Source organism: Rhodococcus sp. ARP2, from assembly GCF_001029585.1.
In the GTDB taxonomy this organism is placed as follows: domain Bacteria; phylum Actinomycetota; class Actinomycetes; order Mycobacteriales; family Mycobacteriaceae; genus Rhodococcus_F; species Rhodococcus_F erythropolis.
The window spans coordinates 1-16,165 of sequence record NZ_LEKE01000085.1 but is presented as its reverse complement, the minus strand read 5'-3'; the positions used below and the strand labels follow the sequence as shown (position 1 = coordinate 16,165).

The following is a 16,165-nucleotide window of genomic DNA, read 5'->3' as shown; positions in this document are numbered from 1 at the left end:
CGACCTGCACGACGATGCGGTCACGAAGACCGTTGAGCAGCAACGTCTGCTGGGTCTCGGCCAGGCCGAGCTCCCACGGTGCGCCCGCATGCTTGACGGAGGTAAGCGGGGTGGCACCGGTGCCACCGTCGTGACCGGAGATCAGAACGACGTCGGCATGTGCCTTGGAGACACCGGCCGCGACGGTTCCGACGCCGACCTCGGAGACCAGCTTCACGTGGATGCGGGCCTGCGGGTTGGCGTTCTTCAGGTCGTGGATCAGCTGAGCGAGATCCTCGATCGAGTAGATGTCGTGGTGCGGCGGCGGCGAAATCAGGCCGACGCCAGGCGTGGAGTGCCGAACCTCGGCCACCCACGGGTACACCTTGTGAGCCGGAAGCTGGCCGCCCTCACCGGGCTTGGCTCCCTGCGCCATCTTGATCTGGATGTCGGTGCAGTTGCTCAGGTAGTGCGAGGTGACACCGAAGCGTCCCGACGCGACCTGCTTGATGGCACTGCGTCGCAGATCGCCGTTCTCGTCCGGCGTGAAGCGCGACGGATGTTCGCCGCCCTCACCGGAATTGGAGCGGGCGCCCAGACGGTTCATCGCGATGGCGAGTGTCTCGTGAGCCTCGGCGGAGATGGAGCCGTAGCTCATCGCACCCGTCGAGAAACGCTTGACGATCTCGCTGGCCGGCTCGACCTCGTCGATCGAGATCGACGGCCGCTTGCCGATGTTGAAGTCGAACAGACCACGCAGAGCGGCAAGGCGCTCCGACTGGTCGTTGACCATTGTCGTGTACTCCTTGAACACCTCGTACTGACCTGTGCGAGTTGCGTGCTGGAGCTTGAAGACCGTGTCCGGGTTGAACAGGTGGTACTCGCCTTCACGACGCCACTGGTACTCGCCGCCGACCTCGAGCTCGCGGTGAGCGCGCTCTTCGGGGCGATCGAGGTACGCGATGCGGTGACGTGCTTCGACGTCGGCTGCGATCTGGTCGAGGCCGATGCCACCGAGCTGCGACTGCAGACCGGTGAAGTACTCGTCCGTCAGCTCCTGTGAGAGGCCGATGACCTGGAACAGCTGAGCACCGGTGTACGACGCGAGCGTCGAGATGCCCATCTTGGACATCACCTTCAGGACACCCTTGCCGGCTGCCTTGATGTAGTTCGCGATGCCCTTCTCGAGGGTCAGGCCCTCGAGTTCCTTGTTCTGCAGGAACTCGTCGATGGTCTCGAAAGCCATGTACGGGTTGACCGCTGCGGCACCGAAGCCGATGAGGAGCGCCATGTGGTGCACCTCGCGGGCGTCGCCGGCCTCGACGATGAGACCGACCTTGGTGCGCGACTTCTCACGAACCAGGTGGTGGTGCACGGCTGAGGTGAGGAGCAGCGACGGGATCGGCGCGTAATCCTCGGTGGACTCGCGGTCCGAGAGCACGACGATGCGTGCGCCACCCTCGATTGCCTGCGAGACCTGGTACTTGATGCCCTCGAGCGCACGACGGATACCGTCGCCGCCTTCCTTGACGGGGTACAGGCCGCGGATCACGACGCTGCGGAAGCCCGGGAATTCGCCGTCGTCGTTGACGTGAACGAGCTTCGACAGGTCGTCGTTGTGCAGGATCGGCTGCGGGAGCGCAATCTGCTTGCAGGAGTCCGCATTCGGGTGCAGCAGGTCGCCCTCGGGGCCGATGGTCGCGCCGAGGCTGGTGACAACCTCTTCACGAATCGCGTCGAGAGGTGGGTTGGTGACCTGAGCGAAGAGCTGCGAGAAGTAGTCGAACAGCATCCGCGGACGTGACGAGAGCACGGCGATCGGAGTGTCGGTACCCATCGAGCCCAGTGCCTCGGCACCGGAGAGAGCCATCGGCTTGACCAGCAGGTTGACCTCTTCGCTGGTGAAACCGAAGAGCTGCTGACGCAGCACGACGCGCTCGTGCGACATGTACGTGTACGGGCGGTCCGGCAGGTCGTCCATGTGGATCAGACCTTCGTCGATCCACTGCTGGTACGGGTGCTCGGCAGCGAGTTCGGACTTGAGTTCGTCGTCGCTGATGACCCGGCCCTGCGCGGTGTCCACGAGGAACATGCGGCCGGGCTGGAGGCGGACCTTGCGGACCACGGTGGACGGATCGATCGGCAGAACGCCGACCTCCGACGCCATGACGACGAGGCCGTCTTCGGTGATCCACAGACGCGACGGACGCAGACCGTTGCGGTCCAGCACGGCGCCGATGACGGTGCCGTCGGTGAAGCACACCGACGCCGGTCCGTCCCAGGGCTCCATGAGAGCCGAGTGGTACTCGTAGAACGCCCGACGAGCGGGGTCCATGCTCTCGTGCTTCTCCCAGGCTTCCGGGATCATCATGAGAACTGCGTGCGGCAGGCTGCGGCCGGCGAGGTGCAGCATCTCGAGCACCTCGTCGAAACGAGCGGTGTCACTGGCGCCCTGGGTGCAGATCGGGAAGATCTTGTCCAGGTTCTCGCGGCCACCGAAGACGTCGCTGTCGATGAGGGACTCGCGAGCGCGCATCCAGTTCTCGTTGCCGGTGACGGTGTTGATCTCACCGTTGTGAGCGACCCGGCGGAACGGGTGCGCCAGCGGCCACGACGGGAACGTGTTGGTGGAGAAGCGCGAGTGGACGAGTCCGAGTGCGCTCTCGACACGATCGTCCTGCAGGTCGAGGTAGAAACCCTTGAGCTGCGGGGTGGTGAGCATGCCCTTGTAGACGAACGTCTGGCCGGACAGGCTGGGGAAGTACACGGTCTCGCTACCCGGGCCACCCTTGCCGGCGCCTTCGGAGCCGAGCTCGTGCTCGGTGCGCTTACGCACCACGTACGCACGACGCTCGAGATCCATGCCGGTGTACTTGTCACCCTCGGAGCCGATAAAGATCTGACGGAACGTCGGCATCGCGTCGCGCGCCAGTGCGCCAAGCGAGGAGTCGTCTGTTCCGACCTCGCGCCAGCCGAGAACCTTCAGGCCCTCTTCGACGACGATCTTCTCGACTGCAGCAGCAGCCTCGTGTGCATCGGCATCGCCCTGCGGGAGGAATGCGATACCGGTTGCGTACGCGCCTTCGGCGGGCAGCGCGAAGTCCACGACAGCTCGGAAGAACTTGTCGGGAACCTGCAGCAGAATGCCCGCACCGTCACCCGTGTTGGGTTCTGATCCGGCAGCGCCGCGATGCTCGAGGTTGACCAGAGCGGTGATCGCCTTTTCGACGATGTCCCTGCTGCGGCGACCATGCATGTCGACAACAAATGCGACTCCACAGGAGTCGTGCTCATTGGACGGGTGATAGAGGCCCTGGGGGCCTGGAAGTTGCTTCATACCCAGCCTTCGTATGCCATAAAGATGCACCGACGACCAGCAGCGCTGATGGCCATCAACTTGCAATGCAAGTCCTTCAAAGCACCGACACGACGATGTGTTCGGTGCCACCGAAGTAGCCGCCCTGCGCAGACGCGATGGTGTGCGTTCTGGCACCCGGCGACGTGAGTCTTCGGTCGGTTGAAACTTTTGTGAGTCAACCGTGTAACGAAAACGATAATTCAGAACCCCGGCACGGGCGCAACTAAGGTAGCCCTATAATTGCTCTGAACTGCGGCGATGCAGGGAGCCAGAAGGCCCCTCGACAGATTTCGGAGCTGCGTCTGTGCAGAGAAGTTCCGATTCACAGGATACCGAATCCGCAGGAAACAGGCGCGATGGGCGATGAATGCAACAACTGGCCGCAGCGATAAGAATCAGCTGCGGCCAGTGCGCCTCGAACTGTAACAAAAGTTGATCGATCAACCAAGGTCTAGGCCTGAATTGTTTGCTCGCAGAATGCCATCGCTGTAATTTCCGTAGGCTCACCCTTGAGAAGACGGGTGGCGAAGCGCAAATGACAACAGCAGTAGTGGTGGGCAGTGGCCCCAACGGTCTCGCGGCGGCGATCGAACTCGCCCGCGCCGGAATCGACGTTCATGTCATCGAGGGTGCGGACAAGATCGGCGGTGGAACCCGCAGCAGCGAATACATAGTCGACGGACTCGTCCACGACGATTGCTCCGCCTTCCATCCCACCGCTTTGGCTTCTCCTTACTTCAAGGAACTCGACCGCGAATTCGGGCTCGCCAAACATGGCCTGACGTGGCTGTGGCCCGAGATCGATCTGGTCCATCCACTCGACGACGGCACCGCCGGGGTTCTGTGGCGTGACATCAACCGGACCGCTGAAGGACTGGGTGTCGACGGTAAGCGCTGGCTCGACGTCTTCGGATACCTCTCCGAGAACTTCGACGAGTTGGTGCAGGACGTTTTCAAGCCGATCGTCCACGTCCCGAAGCACCCGCTGATGCTCGCCCGTTTCGGGACGGGCGCTCTGCTTCCCGCGACGGGTTTCGCTCGGATGTTCAAGACCCCACAAGCGCGGGCGCTGTTCGGTGGCGTCGCGGCGCACATGTTCGGGACGCTGACCCTTCCACTCTCCAGTGCTGTCGGCTCGATGCTCACTGCTGGAGCCCATGCTCACGGTTGGCCTGTGGCACAAGGTGGTTCGGGGTCAATTGCTGCGGCGCTCGCCTCGATTCTGCGCAGCCTCGGTGGCACTATCGAAACCGGGAACTGGGTGACCAACTACTCCCAGATCGCCGATTACGACATCGTCATGCTCGACATCGCCCCCGATGCGGCCGGTCGTCTGCTCGACGGTCGGCAGCCCGACCGCATTGCCCGGGCCTACCGCAAATTCCGCTACGGCACCGCTGCCTACAAGGTCGACTACGCCGTGCGTGGCGATTCCGACGGGAGCGTCGTGCCGTGGACGAATCCGCATGCCCGCAAGGCCGGCACCCTGCATCTGTCCGGCACGATTTCGGAAACTGCTGCCGTGGAACGTCAGACCGTTCGGGGTCAGATGCCGGACAAGCCCTTCATTCTGTTGGGCCAGCAGTTCTTGGCCGACCCCTCCCGTTCCGTCGGAGAAATCCGCCCGGTCTGGGCGTATGCGCATGTGCCGCACGGCTATCCGGGTGACGCAACCGATGCGATCACGAGTCAGATCGAACGCTTTGCGCCGGGATTCCGGGACCGGATCGTGGGCGTCCACGTGCGCAATGTGCCGCAGATGCAGGCGTACAACCCCAACTATGTGGGTGGCGACATCTCCGCGGGGGCGAACACTGCGCGGCAGATCATCGCGCGCCCCCGGTTCGGGCTGGACCCCTATGCCACCGGCGCCCCGGGCGTGTACCTCTGCTCGTCCGCAACTCCCCCGGGCGGCGGGGTCCACGGGATGGGTGGGTTCAATGCTGCGCGGGCGGCGCTGAAGGCGCGGGGTTGAGGCGTCCCCGATGGGGACGACATTTCAGACAAACGCCTTCGGAGGAGTCCCTGACCCAGCCGGCCAACACGGACGAGGCGCAGATCCCCGGCCCAGTGGCCAGAGCGAACCCGCGACAGAGCAACTATTGGCATGAGACGCAGAACATGCATTGCTGGTCAGGCACCTCGCCGTTGGTGTCGAACCACCCCGCTCCGACCGCGAGGGATTCCGCGACAAGGGTGCGGATTCCCATGCTGTCGAGCTCGCGCTCGGATGCCTCGATCTGGTCGAGTCCGGCGGCCGCCAACCGGACCGGTGCCGATGACATCGGTGCGCGCGACAAACGCGAAGGTGGCCGGTGATCCGGTGCGAGCGATCATCACGACGGAATTGGCGGGGACGAATCCGAGCAATGCCGGGATTGCGGTTAAGACATCGGTGGCGGTCCTCAAACGGATGTTCTGCATGTCGTTCCCCTTGCTGTGAAAGTGACCGGGCCTCGTGCCCCGCCAATTTTTTTCGCCTTCTCGCAAAGGAGAATCGCGTCGGCACGAGGGGACCGGAGTGCCACCCCTGGGCCGAGAAAATTTTGGCGGGAGCGTGCGAGTGGCGAAAATTTCTCGGAGCCATCGGCCGGCACTTGCGCAGCCAGGGGTTGCGCGCAGGTCACCGACGGCGAGAAGCGGAAGGCCAGAAGTGAAAACAAATCAATGCTTTTCACCGAACGGGGCGCAGCGGAGTTCATTACGGGGACACCGAAGGTGGCCGACCGCCGGACAGGCGCCAACACACCGCCGGCAACGGACCGGCGTTCGCACCTCCCACTCGGGTGGCTCGCGGGGTGATTGTGCGGGAGCTGCGGAGGCTGGCCATGCTTGGTGCCGCGGTAGCGCTGATGTTCTTGTCGGTGGCCTCTGGCAGATTGTGAGGTGTGATGCAGCCTTGTGAGGTGTGATGCAGCCGCGAAGTTCAGGGTGCTGTCTTTGAGCTGGTCCAGCGCTGTTTGTTCAGGATCCATATGCTGCGAAGCGGCGGTAGTTGTCCATTTACGTTGCCGTTTGTTTCGCTCAGACTTCCGTCACGGGCAGTGATGGGGTTACAGTCTTCGGACGGGCTTGTTGAGCACTTTCGAACAGGTTCGTTCGTTGTACAACTGAAAACAGGCGGCTCCACGGTGCGCTAACACCTGAGGAACCGCCTGCGTCTTCACCTTCTGGTGATCGGTCGCCGCAAAACGATAACGATCATCTGAAGCATTCCAGCTGCCATCTTGGTGCCAAGCATCAAGGTGGCATTGCTGTTTGTAGCGTCGCAGTACATGGATACTGCGGTGAGCATGACAGCAGTCTGATTCAAAAACTTGATCAGGTTACTGTCGGTTCGAGACTCATCTGAGTCTCTTTCTGAGTCCGGGTTCAAGGTGTTCCCTCCCTTCCCGTCACCGTGCCCCAGGGTGGGGTCGGCTCAGTTCTGGGTGGATCGATATCCACGAGTGGAAAGGGCTCGAAAGCGACTCTCCCCTTTTCTCAGGGCTGATTGACCTCTCGGCAGTTGCTTCGAAGACGTTCCGCGTTGTGGTCTCTCAGTGCTCAAGACACTACCGGTTGTGGGCGACAGAAACACATATCGCGAGATGTTGTGAGTTACATCGTTGAAATTCCCAGGTCGCGCTGGTGAACCCATCCATTTCGCGTTCCGAGTGCGCCTGGGTCGTTCTGAATCGTCGTGGTCTCTTCCTCGAATGTGCGGGAGATTGAGCGTGTGTCCCCTACGCCTCACGCTAGGAGCCGCACAAGGCCACTGAGTCCCAGCACGGCGCCGATGAAAAGGATCGGTGTTCCTATTTTTGCTCCCTTTTCTTCTTTGATGGGGTAACTCACGAGGGCGATGGCGCCACCGATGGACATCAGCAGGAGTGCATTCCAGTTCATTGCCGTATGGGATCAGGATCTTCGTCCGGACCGCAACGGGGTCCCCCACCCGAAGATCTCGATTCTGCGAGGGCCGGCGTATTTCTTCGGCGCTTCATTAGGCTGTCCGTTTCTCGGCCGGTGGGGATGTCCGGGCGCGTTGTTAGCATCCATCGGACTAGGAGGTTGTTGTTGTGAAGTACATCGACTCTCCGGAGGCGGCTGAGGTCAACGCGGCTCTTCGGATGCGTGATCTCGGGTTCGTTGATGCCCGAGTTTCAGGGCCTGGTGCTGACGGGGGCATTGATGTGTTCTCGGAGCGCGCTGTTGCGCAGGTGAAGTATCGGGTCGGTTTTGTGGGTCGTCCGGACTTGCAGCGGTTGTTTGGGGCGCGTGGCAATCGGAGCGATCTGCAGATGCTCTTTTTTGCCGGATCTGGTTACAGTCGGCAGGCTGTCGAATACGCCGACGAGGTGGGCATGGCGTTGTTCGTGTACGACGAGATTGGAATCGTCGCTCCTCACAATGGGTGTGCAGAGAATCTGGTTAACCGGGCTGGGCGACCCGTCCGTGTCACTGATGATCCGGGTGAGCCAGATTTTTACCCTGATGTCGACATCGCTGTTGCTGTCGAGTTGGCACGTAGTTATCGGGCCGAGCAGCACGAGATTCGCGTTGCCGAACACCTGGCGACTCGGGAGCCTGTTCCGCCATTGATCCCAGTTGATGTGAAGTCAGCGGGAACGGCGGGTCGCCGGACCGAAACGTCAAACGCTGTGTCGTCCAGTGGTGTTGGGGGTCTGGTTCTCGCCCTATTGGGGGCACTGATTGCGGTTGTTTCGTTCGCCTTTCTAGCTGGCGGCGTCGGGGCGGCTCTCAACGGTGACATGACCGCATCTGGTCGGGTATTCAGTGCTGTCGCAGCTTTTGTGGTCGCTGCGCTTCTCGGCTTTCTGGCGTACAGAATGATTAGGCGCGGGGTGCGTTGACCGGTCATGAGGTTCGGCAAGCCGTGATGCACACTGATTCCTTGTGATCCGACCTTCCACTGGCGAGGCCATAGACCGAGCGACTCGACGCATCATCAAGGAATTTCTGCTGAGGCGAGAGTCTTTGTGGCACGGCACGAAAAGCGAGTCCGCGTTCCTGTCAGACCTGTACAACCTCAACGAACTCCTCAGTACCGATACTCGCTATAAGACGGCCTACGAAGATATACAAAAGCATCGCGAGATGAATAGCGACTGGGACGATAGCTGGGTGTTCGACGACCCACGTTTCAATCTCATGGGTAGCTCGGACGAAACCTTCTTGGAGTTCGTCGCGCACACTCTACATCCACGTGTGCGGCCGCAAACCCTTCAGACCGCGAACATGCTGAAGCAGTTGAATGCGGCCCTGGCGGCGAGTGGCTACGAGCTCTACAGGACGACCAGCGCTGCCGGGACGGACGTAATCGACTACCGCCGCACGTCGATGGCTTCAACTATCGTGCCGCTCGACGACCCCAAATCCCCTGTGCTGATCGACCGCCAGAACATCGGCTCGGGTTCGTACGCACTTGTCTTCTCGTATGTCGATTCGTTTTACGGGATCCCGTTCGCCATCAAACAGGCGAGAAAAGACTTGGATGATCGAGAGCTTCAGCGGTTCAAGCAGGAATTCGACTCCTTGAAGGACTTAAATTCCCCGTATGTGGTCAAGGCGTATAGGTATGACGCAGATCACAACGAGTACGTGATGGAGTACTGCGATCAGACGCTCGACGACTTCATCAGATATCGGGGAGACAAACTGACCTTCGATGTGCGGAAACGCATCGCTTTGCAGTTTCTCCAGGGCATGCGCCACATTCACGAGAAGGGTCTTCTTCATCGGGACCTGAGCCGACGCAATGTGTTGGTGAAGCTCTACGACGGAGACGAGGTGTTGGTGAAGATCTCGGACCTCGGCCTGGTGAAGGTACCGGAGTCCGATTTCACCCATACAGGGACGGAGATGAAGGGAACCCACCGCGACCCGCAGCTCGACGACTTCGGTGACTTTGGCCTTCGAAACGAGATGCACGGGATTGGCTACATCATCCAGTACATATTCACCCGACGAACGTCACTGCGGTCGGATCCGGGCGAGGTGGGTCGGATCGTCCAGAAGTGCACGGCATCCGACTTGTCGCAGCGTTACGAACAGGTGGTTGACGTGATCGCAGACATCGAAGGCATGGAGGAAGCAGATGCCGTAACTGCATGAGAGATCAACATTTGGATCTCGTACTTACGGCGTTGTCCTCCGCCCCGCGAATGGGGTGGAGGACAACGGGGTCAGGATGTGCGAACGTGTCGGAAAATCAGCTGCCGAAGATCGATCCGAGGGATCCGGTCGCGGGCGGGTCGATGACCGGTGCTGCGGTGACGTTGACCGTCACATGCAAGGTGGCGTCGGGGGCGGTGCCGTTTGTTGCGGTGACCATGAAGTCGAATTTACCTGCAACGGTAGGTGTTCCGGAAAGAGTCGGAACACCGGTGACGGGATCATTCGCGAACGTCGTTCCCGGCGGAAGCTTCGCCGGATCGACGACGGTGACAGTAGGGGCCGGTGTCCCGGTGACGGCGAAGGTTCGGGTCAAAATAGTTCCGACGGTGCCGGTCAGCGCAACGGGCGCGGTGTCCGCGAACACAGGAGCAGCCGGCGCCAGAGCAACAGTCATCGTCACATCGAGTGTTGTGGGTGTTCCGACACCGTTGGCAGCGGTGAGGGTGAAGTCGAATTTTCCTGCGGTGGTGGGTGTTCCGAACAGAACCCCGCCCAAGCTCAGGACGAGACCGTCGGGCACCTTACCCGCGGCAACAGTAACGGCAGGGGATGGCGTCCCGGTGGCAGTGAACGTGCGGGTGAAGCTCGTTCCGACTGTGCCGGCCAATGCGACAGGATCAGGGATGGCAGGCGCCGGGACGGTCGCGAAGACCGAGCCGCAGCAGCGGCCCCCAGCATTAGACCACCAGCCCTGACCGCTGATATGCCGCACGGTAACCGCACCATTGACCTCAACCACCTTGGTCAAACCTGCCGACATGTTGGCGGAGGGGTTCCATCCTATGAGACGGACCCAATCGCCCTCACTGAGGTCTGTGGGCACGACGATCTGACACCACATGCCCACACCATAGGGGTGTCGAACGTCGTCGAACCAGGTGTCGAACGTGACGTTCGACATCCACTCGCCGTGCCAGGTCTCCTCGGGCGGGATGCCACCATGATAATCACTCTCCTTGCCCTCATTCACCTGGACAGCAAAAGTGTTTCCATCCTTCGCGTCTGAGCAGAACCGGGCTTGGTAGGAGGCTGAGGTGTCGACGAAATCTGGAGCTTCGGTGTACGTGTTGGGGGCTGGGGCCGGCGCATCAACCGGCACACCCACGGGCGCGGCAACAGCAGTGGTCGCGCCCGCGAGAGCCAGCACTCCGGAGGTCAGGAGAGCGGCGAGCCCTCGAATGCGTCGGCTTCGGTGTGGTCGGAGATAGTGATCGAGTAGTGCCATGGTGGTGCGGCCTTTCGAGCAGAATCCACCGGAGAGGGCGGAGCGGCCACTGGAGGCAACCGCGACATAGAACATAACGGACAGTTGCCTTGATGAAATACGGTTCCGTGGCGCTCGGTCGCGTTGGAGACTGTCTCGGAATCGATCGTTTTTGAAACACCAGTGATCGTTGGGTGAGGAGGCGGCCTGGCGGCGTCTCTGCCAGAAACAGGTCTATGTCCGACTCCGACACTCAACCTACCGATCCCATCGCAGTCGGTGCCAGGGTCACCGTGATCCAGACCTCCGGATCACGGTCTCGCGATACCAAACCGCAGGTCGGAACCGTGGTCGAGGACTTCGCCGATACCGTCATCGACGACACTGACCCTGGGTCGGGATTGAGCACCGGTGGAACGGTGGGCGATCGCCCTCGACGACGGTCGATTGGTCCTCTCGCCGCCGAGGGCGGTCTCGAATTAGCCTGATATCAGCAAACGACGATGCTGTTCACAAGCCTCAGTGTGCGGCGTCGAAAGCATCGATGACGTCGGCTCTGACTCTTCCGCGCGGGGAGACGTCGAAGCCGTTCTTGCCGGCCCTTTCCCGCATTGCTTTGAGTTGCTCGGCTGATCGACCGGAGCCTGACGGCTTGGTCGCAGTGGAGGTTTTCGCAAGGGCTTTGCCAACATGGCGCTCCTGTCGGTCTTGTTGAGCGAGAGCGAACGCCGGCGTACTCGACCTTCTCGTCGAGAGAACTCGTGAGTGAACCGAAGCGACCTCGCGAAGACAGAGATCGCCACGGATGAGAAACCTGGTTCACCGGAAAATCGTTGTCACCGGCCGAAATGCGATCTTTTCTGTGGAGCGCTCGCGGCCGGCTGCAGTCGGTTGAACCGGGCCTCGTGCTGACTGGCGGCGATGGCCGAGATGTGCCGCGCCGAGAATCCGACCAGGAATGTCGCCGCTGCCGCTAGGGTTTGGGAAAGGCACCCCTCGCAAGTGGACAACAAATCGGAGCGCGCGATGACCGGGAACGTCATGGCCAGCCCCAGACCTGACGTAGCCGCGCCGAACCTAGCGCCCAGAGCCAACGAGTTGTTCAATCAGCTTGCCGCGATGGATCATTCGGAGTTCACCAGTCGATACCGTGCCTTCGTTCACGCGAAAACCCGCGCGCACTCCTCGGTCGACTTGAGAATCAACTCAGATCCGTTGGCCAAGCAATCGGTGTCGAACCACCCCGCTATGGAGTGAATGTCCGTTATCTTCCTCGCTAGTGGTTGCAATCTCCTGGCTGCTTGGCATCCCGCGGACGGATGCTGTCACCACGAAAGGGAGCACATCTGTGAATGGACCCGCAACGCCTACTCGTTTGTCCCGGACCACCGCCGCCCTCGGTGTCGGCGCGCTCGCTGCCGCGATCACCTTCGGCACTGCAGTGGGTACTGCATCAGCCGACACTCCGGTCGTCGACTTCGGCAGTATCTCGTTCTCGGTGACCAACGGTCCCGACAACACCATCTACGACATCAACGCCATCATCAATCTCCCACCCGGCACACTGCCGCCAGGGATGATGAACCCGCAGATCACTACTCCCGCCGCGACCCCTCAACCAGTCGGCAACCCGTTTGCGGGCACCGCCTTGGACTTCGTTCTGAGCTTCATCCAGGCTGCGGCCAGATAGCCGACAACAAAAAACGAGGCCACCAACTCTTGTGAGTTCGTGGCCTCGTCTTGTGGTGGGCGAAGGGGGACTTGAACCCCCACGTCCCTAAGGACACTGGCACCTGAAGCCAGCGCGTCTGCCATTCCGCCACTCGCCCGAGCAACGCCGAAACATTATCACGACAAACTTTGAAAGTTCTATTCGTGCAGCTCAGGGCACAAATCGATGAACACCGAGCACCCGAAAGCCCAGAACCGATACCATGCTGAAACAGCGGCCAGGTACTGCCGAAGCGACATTTGACAGTACCGTGGAACCTGTACAGCAGTTTGGACGACACGCGACAAGGCGGTGCCGGCGCTACTTGCCGAGCATTTTGCCGTCGTAGATGCGAGGCGAGAGGAGGGCCCGATGGGCATCGTGCAGCGTTTCGAACGAAAGCTCCAAGGAGCTGTCGGCGACGCATTCGCGCGGGTCTTCGGTGGTGGTGTTGTGCCGCAGGAAGTAGAGGCGGCGCTCCAGCAGGAGGCACGTGACCGCGTCGAGCACCTCGGCGGCGGAATCCTTCTCGCCCCCAACAACTACGTGATCACCATCAACAACTCCGATCACGAAGAGTTGGCAGCTGATCGCGAACTGACTACCAAAGCTTTCAGCCGACACCTGCAGGATTTCATCCGCGATCAGGGTTGGCAGACGTATGGCGACATCTCGGTCACTTTCGAGCCTTCGCCTACGCTCCACACCGGTCAGTTCCGCACCCGCGGAACCGTCGACCCGGATGGTGACGCCGAGCAGGCATCACCGCCGTCGCATGTTCCGCAGGTTTCGTCGCGGCCTCCACAACGGCCGCCTCAGCGACCCGCACCGATTGTTCCCCCTGTTTCCAATCCAGTCCCGTCACAACCAGGAGCCGGCCCCATGACGCAGAACTCAGGCTACGAACCAAGCCGCGAACCGGCGGGTCGCCAGCCCGAACCGCAGCAGCCGGCACGGAACGGGTACTCCCACGACGACGGCGGTTACGCCGCTCCGCAGGGCCAGGAAGCGCCGTACCAGAACGGTTACGACCGCGGCGACGGTTACCGCACGGGCGACGACCAGCAGGGCTACAACCAGCAGCAGGGTGGCTACGACCAGCAGGCGTACCCGAACCAGCAGCAGCCGTACGAGCAGGCCGGTTACGACCAGCAGAGCTATGACCAGCAGGGCGGCGGCTACGACCAGCAGGGTTACCAGCAGCAGCCGTACGACCAGCAGGGCTACGGCCAGCAGGCGTACCAGGGTGGGTACGACCAGCAGGGCTACCAGCAGGGCGGCTACGACCAGCAGGGTTACCAGCAGCCGTACAACGGCCAGTCGTACGATCAGCCGGGCTACGACCAGCAGAGCTACCAGCAGGGCGGCTACGACCAGCAGGCGTACACACAGCAGCCGTACGAGCAGGCCGGCTACGAGCAGGGTGGCAACTTCGAGCAGACGCAGGCCTACCCGCAGCAGGGCTATGCCCAGCCGCAGGGCGGTTACGCACCGACGGCCCAGAGCCTGACGGCAACCCTGCAGCTCGAGGACGGCAGCGGACGCCACTTCCAGCTTCGCGACGGCAGCAATGTCATCGGCCGCGGCCAGGAAGCTCAGTTCCGCCTCCCGGACACCGGCGTCTCACGTCGCCACATCGACATCCGTTGGGACGGCCGCACCGCGATGCTGTCCGATTTGGGATCCACGAACGGCACCACCGTCAACGGAGCGCCGGTCCAGGACTGGCAGCTGGCAGACGGCGACATCATTCGTGCAGGTCACTCGGAGATTCTGGTTCGCATTCTCTGAGCTGAGAAACGGACGCCAGGATTTTTCCGATAACAATCGAACATTCGGCGGTCCGTCGGCGCGCCGCCGTCACGCGGCTGTCAGTATCGTGATCTCCGGGGCCCAGAGCCCCCTATGATGCTGCCAGTCGACAATGCTCGAACCCCGCTGCGGCGGGGCTCGAGCCATAGAAGGAGGTGGACAGCCGTGCAGGGCCTGATTCTGCAACTCACACGGGCGGGCTTCCTGCTCCTACTGTGGCTGTTCGTCTGGGCAGTCCTCCGCACTCTCCGTTCCGACATCTATGCCGGCTCCGGGGTCAGGGTTCCGCCGCGGTACACCCGCGCCGGAAAGGTCCTGCCCTCGCTGGGCAAGGCGAAGGTGCCTCGGTACCTGGTGGTCACGCAGGGCGCCCTCGCCGGTACCCGCATCACCCTCGGTTCACAGCCCGTCATGATCGGCCGCGCCGACGATTCGACGCTCGTTCTCACCGACGATTACGCGTCGACGCGCCATGCGCGGCTCTCGCAGCGCGGCGCCGACTGGTACGTCGAGGATCTCGGTTCGACCAACGGCACCTATCTGGACCGCGCCAAGGTCACCACTGCGGTGCGCGTCCCGCTGGGCACCCCGGTTCGCGTCGGCAAGACGGTAATCGAGCTGCGCCCGTGACCCTTGTTCTCCGCTACGCGGCGCGCAGCGACCGCGGTCTCGTGCGCTCCAACAACGAAGATTCCGTGTACGCCGGTGCCCGTCTGCTGGCCTTGGCCGACGGTATGGGCGGACACGCGGCCGGTGAGGTCGCGTCGCAGTTGATGATTGCCGCTCTGGCGCATCTCGACGACGACGAGCCCGGCGAGGATCTGCTCGGCAAGCTCGAGGCAGCCACCCGCGAGGGCAACGATTCCATCGCCGATCACGTCGAGGAAGAACCCGAACTCGACGGCATGGGCACCACGCTCACCGCGATCCTCTTCTCCGGCAGCAAGCTCGGTCTCGTGCACATCGGCGACTCGCGCGCCTACCTTCTGCGCGACGACCACCTGACGCAGATCACCCGCGACGACACTTTCGTGCAGTCGTTGGTCGACGAGGGCAGGATCACCGCCGAACAGGCACACACGCACCCGCAGCGATCCCTGATCATGCGGGCGTTGACCGGCAACGAGATCGAGCCGACGCTCACCGTGCGCGAAGCCCGCGCCGGCGATCGCTACCTGCTCTGCTCCGACGGCCTCTCCGATGTGGTCAGCGACGAGACCATCGAGAACACGATGCGCGAAGGCTCGCAGGAGCAGTGCGCCGACCGTCTCATCGAATTGGCGCTGCGCAGCGGCGGTCCCGACAACGTCACCGTCGTCGTCGCCGATGTCATCGACCTCGACTACGGCCAGTCACATCCCATCGTCGCGGGCGCCGCGTCGACGGAAGAGGAAGAGGACGCCCCTCCCCCCAACACCGCTGCCGGCCGCGCCGCTGCCATGCGTCCGCCGCGCGCGACGCCCAAGCGAGTTGTCTCCCAACCCGAACCGGAACCGAAGAAGAAGCGGAACCGGTTGTGGTGGGTGGTCCTTGCCGTGGTGCTGATCGCGCTGGTCGGCGTCGGCGCCGTGATCGGCCGCGCCGTCATCCGCAACAACTACTACGTCGGCGAAGACAACGGCCGCGTGACGGTGCTGCGCGGAATCCCCGGTTCGGTGCTCGGTTACTCGCTGCAAGACGCGGATCTGGTGGGTTGCGTCGGCGACGACGACGTCCTGACCCTCGTCTCCCCCGACGCGATTCCCAGCAACTGCAACATCCTCGAAGTGACGGATCTGCAGCCGTCTGCGCAGGAGCAGGTGCGCGCCGGGCTGCCGTCCGGCAAGCGTGAAGATGCGCAGAGCCAGATGATCCGTCTCATCGGCGGCGATCTGCTGCCTCGTTGTGAGCCGGTTCCGACGACGACGGCCACGCCCACTCC

At 62.3% G+C, this 16,165-nt stretch carries 15 protein-coding genes and 1 tRNA gene; 10 read left to right on the top strand and 6 right to left on the bottom strand.

Annotated features, from left to right (window positions below; all coding sequences use genetic code 11):
* On the bottom strand, nt 1-3,316 hold a 3,316-nt coding region (gene gltB / locus ABX74_RS22235), incomplete at its 3' end, for a glutamate synthase large subunit (protein WP_047889727.1).
* Between the two features lie 556 nt (nt 3,317-3,872).
* Between gltB and ABX74_RS22230 the strand changes: the two genes are divergently transcribed.
* Nucleotides 3,873-5,312 (top strand): phytoene desaturase family protein, encoded by a 1,440-nt coding sequence (locus tag ABX74_RS22230; RefSeq protein WP_047889724.1) that lies wholly within the window; start codon nt 3,873-3,875, stop codon nt 5,310-5,312.
* Between the two features lie 158 nt (nt 5,313-5,470).
* Here the strand turns inward: ABX74_RS22230 and ABX74_RS30660 are convergent, their stop codons facing one another.
* Nucleotides 5,471-5,677, bottom strand: a complete 207-nt coding sequence (locus ABX74_RS30660) for a hypothetical protein (protein ID WP_262982279.1) — start codon at nt 5,675-5,677, stop codon at nt 5,471-5,473.
* Between ABX74_RS30660 and ABX74_RS30785 the strand changes: the two genes are divergently transcribed.
* Nucleotides 5,616-5,780 (top strand): hypothetical protein, encoded by a 165-nt coding sequence (locus tag ABX74_RS30785; RefSeq protein ID WP_262982280.1) that lies wholly within the window; start codon nt 5,616-5,618, stop codon nt 5,778-5,780. The two genes, ABX74_RS30660 and ABX74_RS30785, sit on opposite strands and share 62 nt — an antisense overlap.
* Before the next feature lie 1,289 nt (nt 5,781-7,069).
* Here ABX74_RS30785 and ABX74_RS30470 read toward each other — a convergent pair.
* Nucleotides 7,070-7,225 (bottom strand): hypothetical protein, encoded by a 156-nt coding sequence (locus ABX74_RS30470; RefSeq protein WP_189637348.1) that lies wholly within the window; start codon nt 7,223-7,225, stop codon nt 7,070-7,072.
* Between the two features lie 173 nt (nt 7,226-7,398).
* Between ABX74_RS30470 and ABX74_RS29725 the strand changes: the two genes are divergently transcribed.
* Both ABX74_RS29725 and ABX74_RS29720 read left to right on the top strand, forming a co-directional pair.
* Nucleotides 7,399-8,193: a restriction endonuclease gene (locus ABX74_RS29725; RefSeq protein WP_053062071.1), complete on the top strand. Its 795-nt coding sequence runs from the start codon at nt 7,399-7,401 to the stop codon at nt 8,191-8,193.
* 43 nt (nt 8,194-8,236) lie between these two features.
* Nucleotides 8,237-9,454 carry a protein kinase domain-containing protein gene (locus ABX74_RS29720; RefSeq protein WP_053062070.1) on the top strand — a complete coding sequence of 406 codons (1,218 nt, stop codon included), beginning with the start codon at nt 8,237-8,239 and terminating at the stop codon, nt 9,452-9,454.
* A 97-nt stretch (nt 9,455-9,551) separates the two neighbouring features.
* Here the strand turns inward: ABX74_RS29720 and ABX74_RS22210 are convergent, their stop codons facing one another.
* Nucleotides 9,552-10,817, bottom strand: coding sequence for a putative Ig domain-containing protein (locus ABX74_RS22210; protein WP_047889722.1), 1,266 nt, complete (start codon nt 10,815-10,817; stop codon nt 9,552-9,554).
* Between the two features lie 140 nt (nt 10,818-10,957).
* Between ABX74_RS22210 and ABX74_RS22205 the strand changes: the two genes are divergently transcribed.
* Nucleotides 10,958-11,209 carry a hypothetical protein gene (locus ABX74_RS22205; RefSeq protein ID WP_047889721.1) on the top strand — a complete coding sequence of 84 codons (252 nt, stop codon included), beginning with the start codon at nt 10,958-10,960 and terminating at the stop codon, nt 11,207-11,209.
* Nucleotides 11,210-11,240: 31 nt separating this feature from the next.
* On the opposite strand, the gene ABX74_RS30780 is transcribed toward ABX74_RS22205, so the two are convergent.
* The gene (locus ABX74_RS30780) at nt 11,241-11,528 is read right to left on the bottom strand and encodes a histone-like nucleoid-structuring protein Lsr2 (RefSeq protein ID WP_082148543.1); all 288 of its coding nucleotides are present in this window, start codon (nt 11,526-11,528) and stop codon (nt 11,241-11,243) included.
* Nucleotides 11,529-11,747: 219 nt separating this feature from the next.
* On the opposite strand from ABX74_RS30780, the gene ABX74_RS22200 reads away from it, so the two are divergent.
* Complete coding sequence (locus tag ABX74_RS22200; RefSeq protein WP_144419591.1) at nt 11,748-11,978, top strand: hypothetical protein; 231 nt, start codon at nt 11,748-11,750, stop codon at nt 11,976-11,978.
* A 91-nt stretch (nt 11,979-12,069) separates the two neighbouring features.
* On the top strand, nt 12,070-12,411 hold the full coding sequence (locus ABX74_RS22195) for a hypothetical protein (RefSeq protein ID WP_047889719.1): 342 nt from the start codon (nt 12,070-12,072) through the stop codon (nt 12,409-12,411).
* A gap of 53 nt (nt 12,412-12,464) precedes the next feature.
* Here ABX74_RS22195 and ABX74_RS22190 read toward each other — a convergent pair.
* A tRNA-Leu gene (locus ABX74_RS22190) sits at nt 12,465-12,550 on the bottom strand.
* Between the two features lie 254 nt (nt 12,551-12,804).
* Here ABX74_RS22190 and ABX74_RS22185 point away from each other — a divergent pair.
* From ABX74_RS22185 to ABX74_RS22175, 3 genes are all read left to right on the top strand, one after another.
* Complete coding sequence (locus ABX74_RS22185) at nt 12,805-14,223, top strand: DUF3662 and FHA domain-containing protein (RefSeq protein WP_021332622.1); 1,419 nt, start codon at nt 12,805-12,807, stop codon at nt 14,221-14,223.
* A gap of 186 nt (nt 14,224-14,409) precedes the next feature.
* On the top strand, nt 14,410-14,874 hold the full coding sequence (locus tag ABX74_RS22180; protein ID WP_003943418.1) for an FHA domain-containing protein FhaB: 465 nt from the start codon (nt 14,410-14,412) through the stop codon (nt 14,872-14,874).
* A partial coding sequence (locus ABX74_RS22175; RefSeq protein WP_047889718.1) for a PP2C family protein-serine/threonine phosphatase occupies nt 14,871-16,165 on the top strand: 1,295 nt, incomplete at its 3' end. The genes ABX74_RS22180 and ABX74_RS22175, both read left to right, overlap by 4 nt.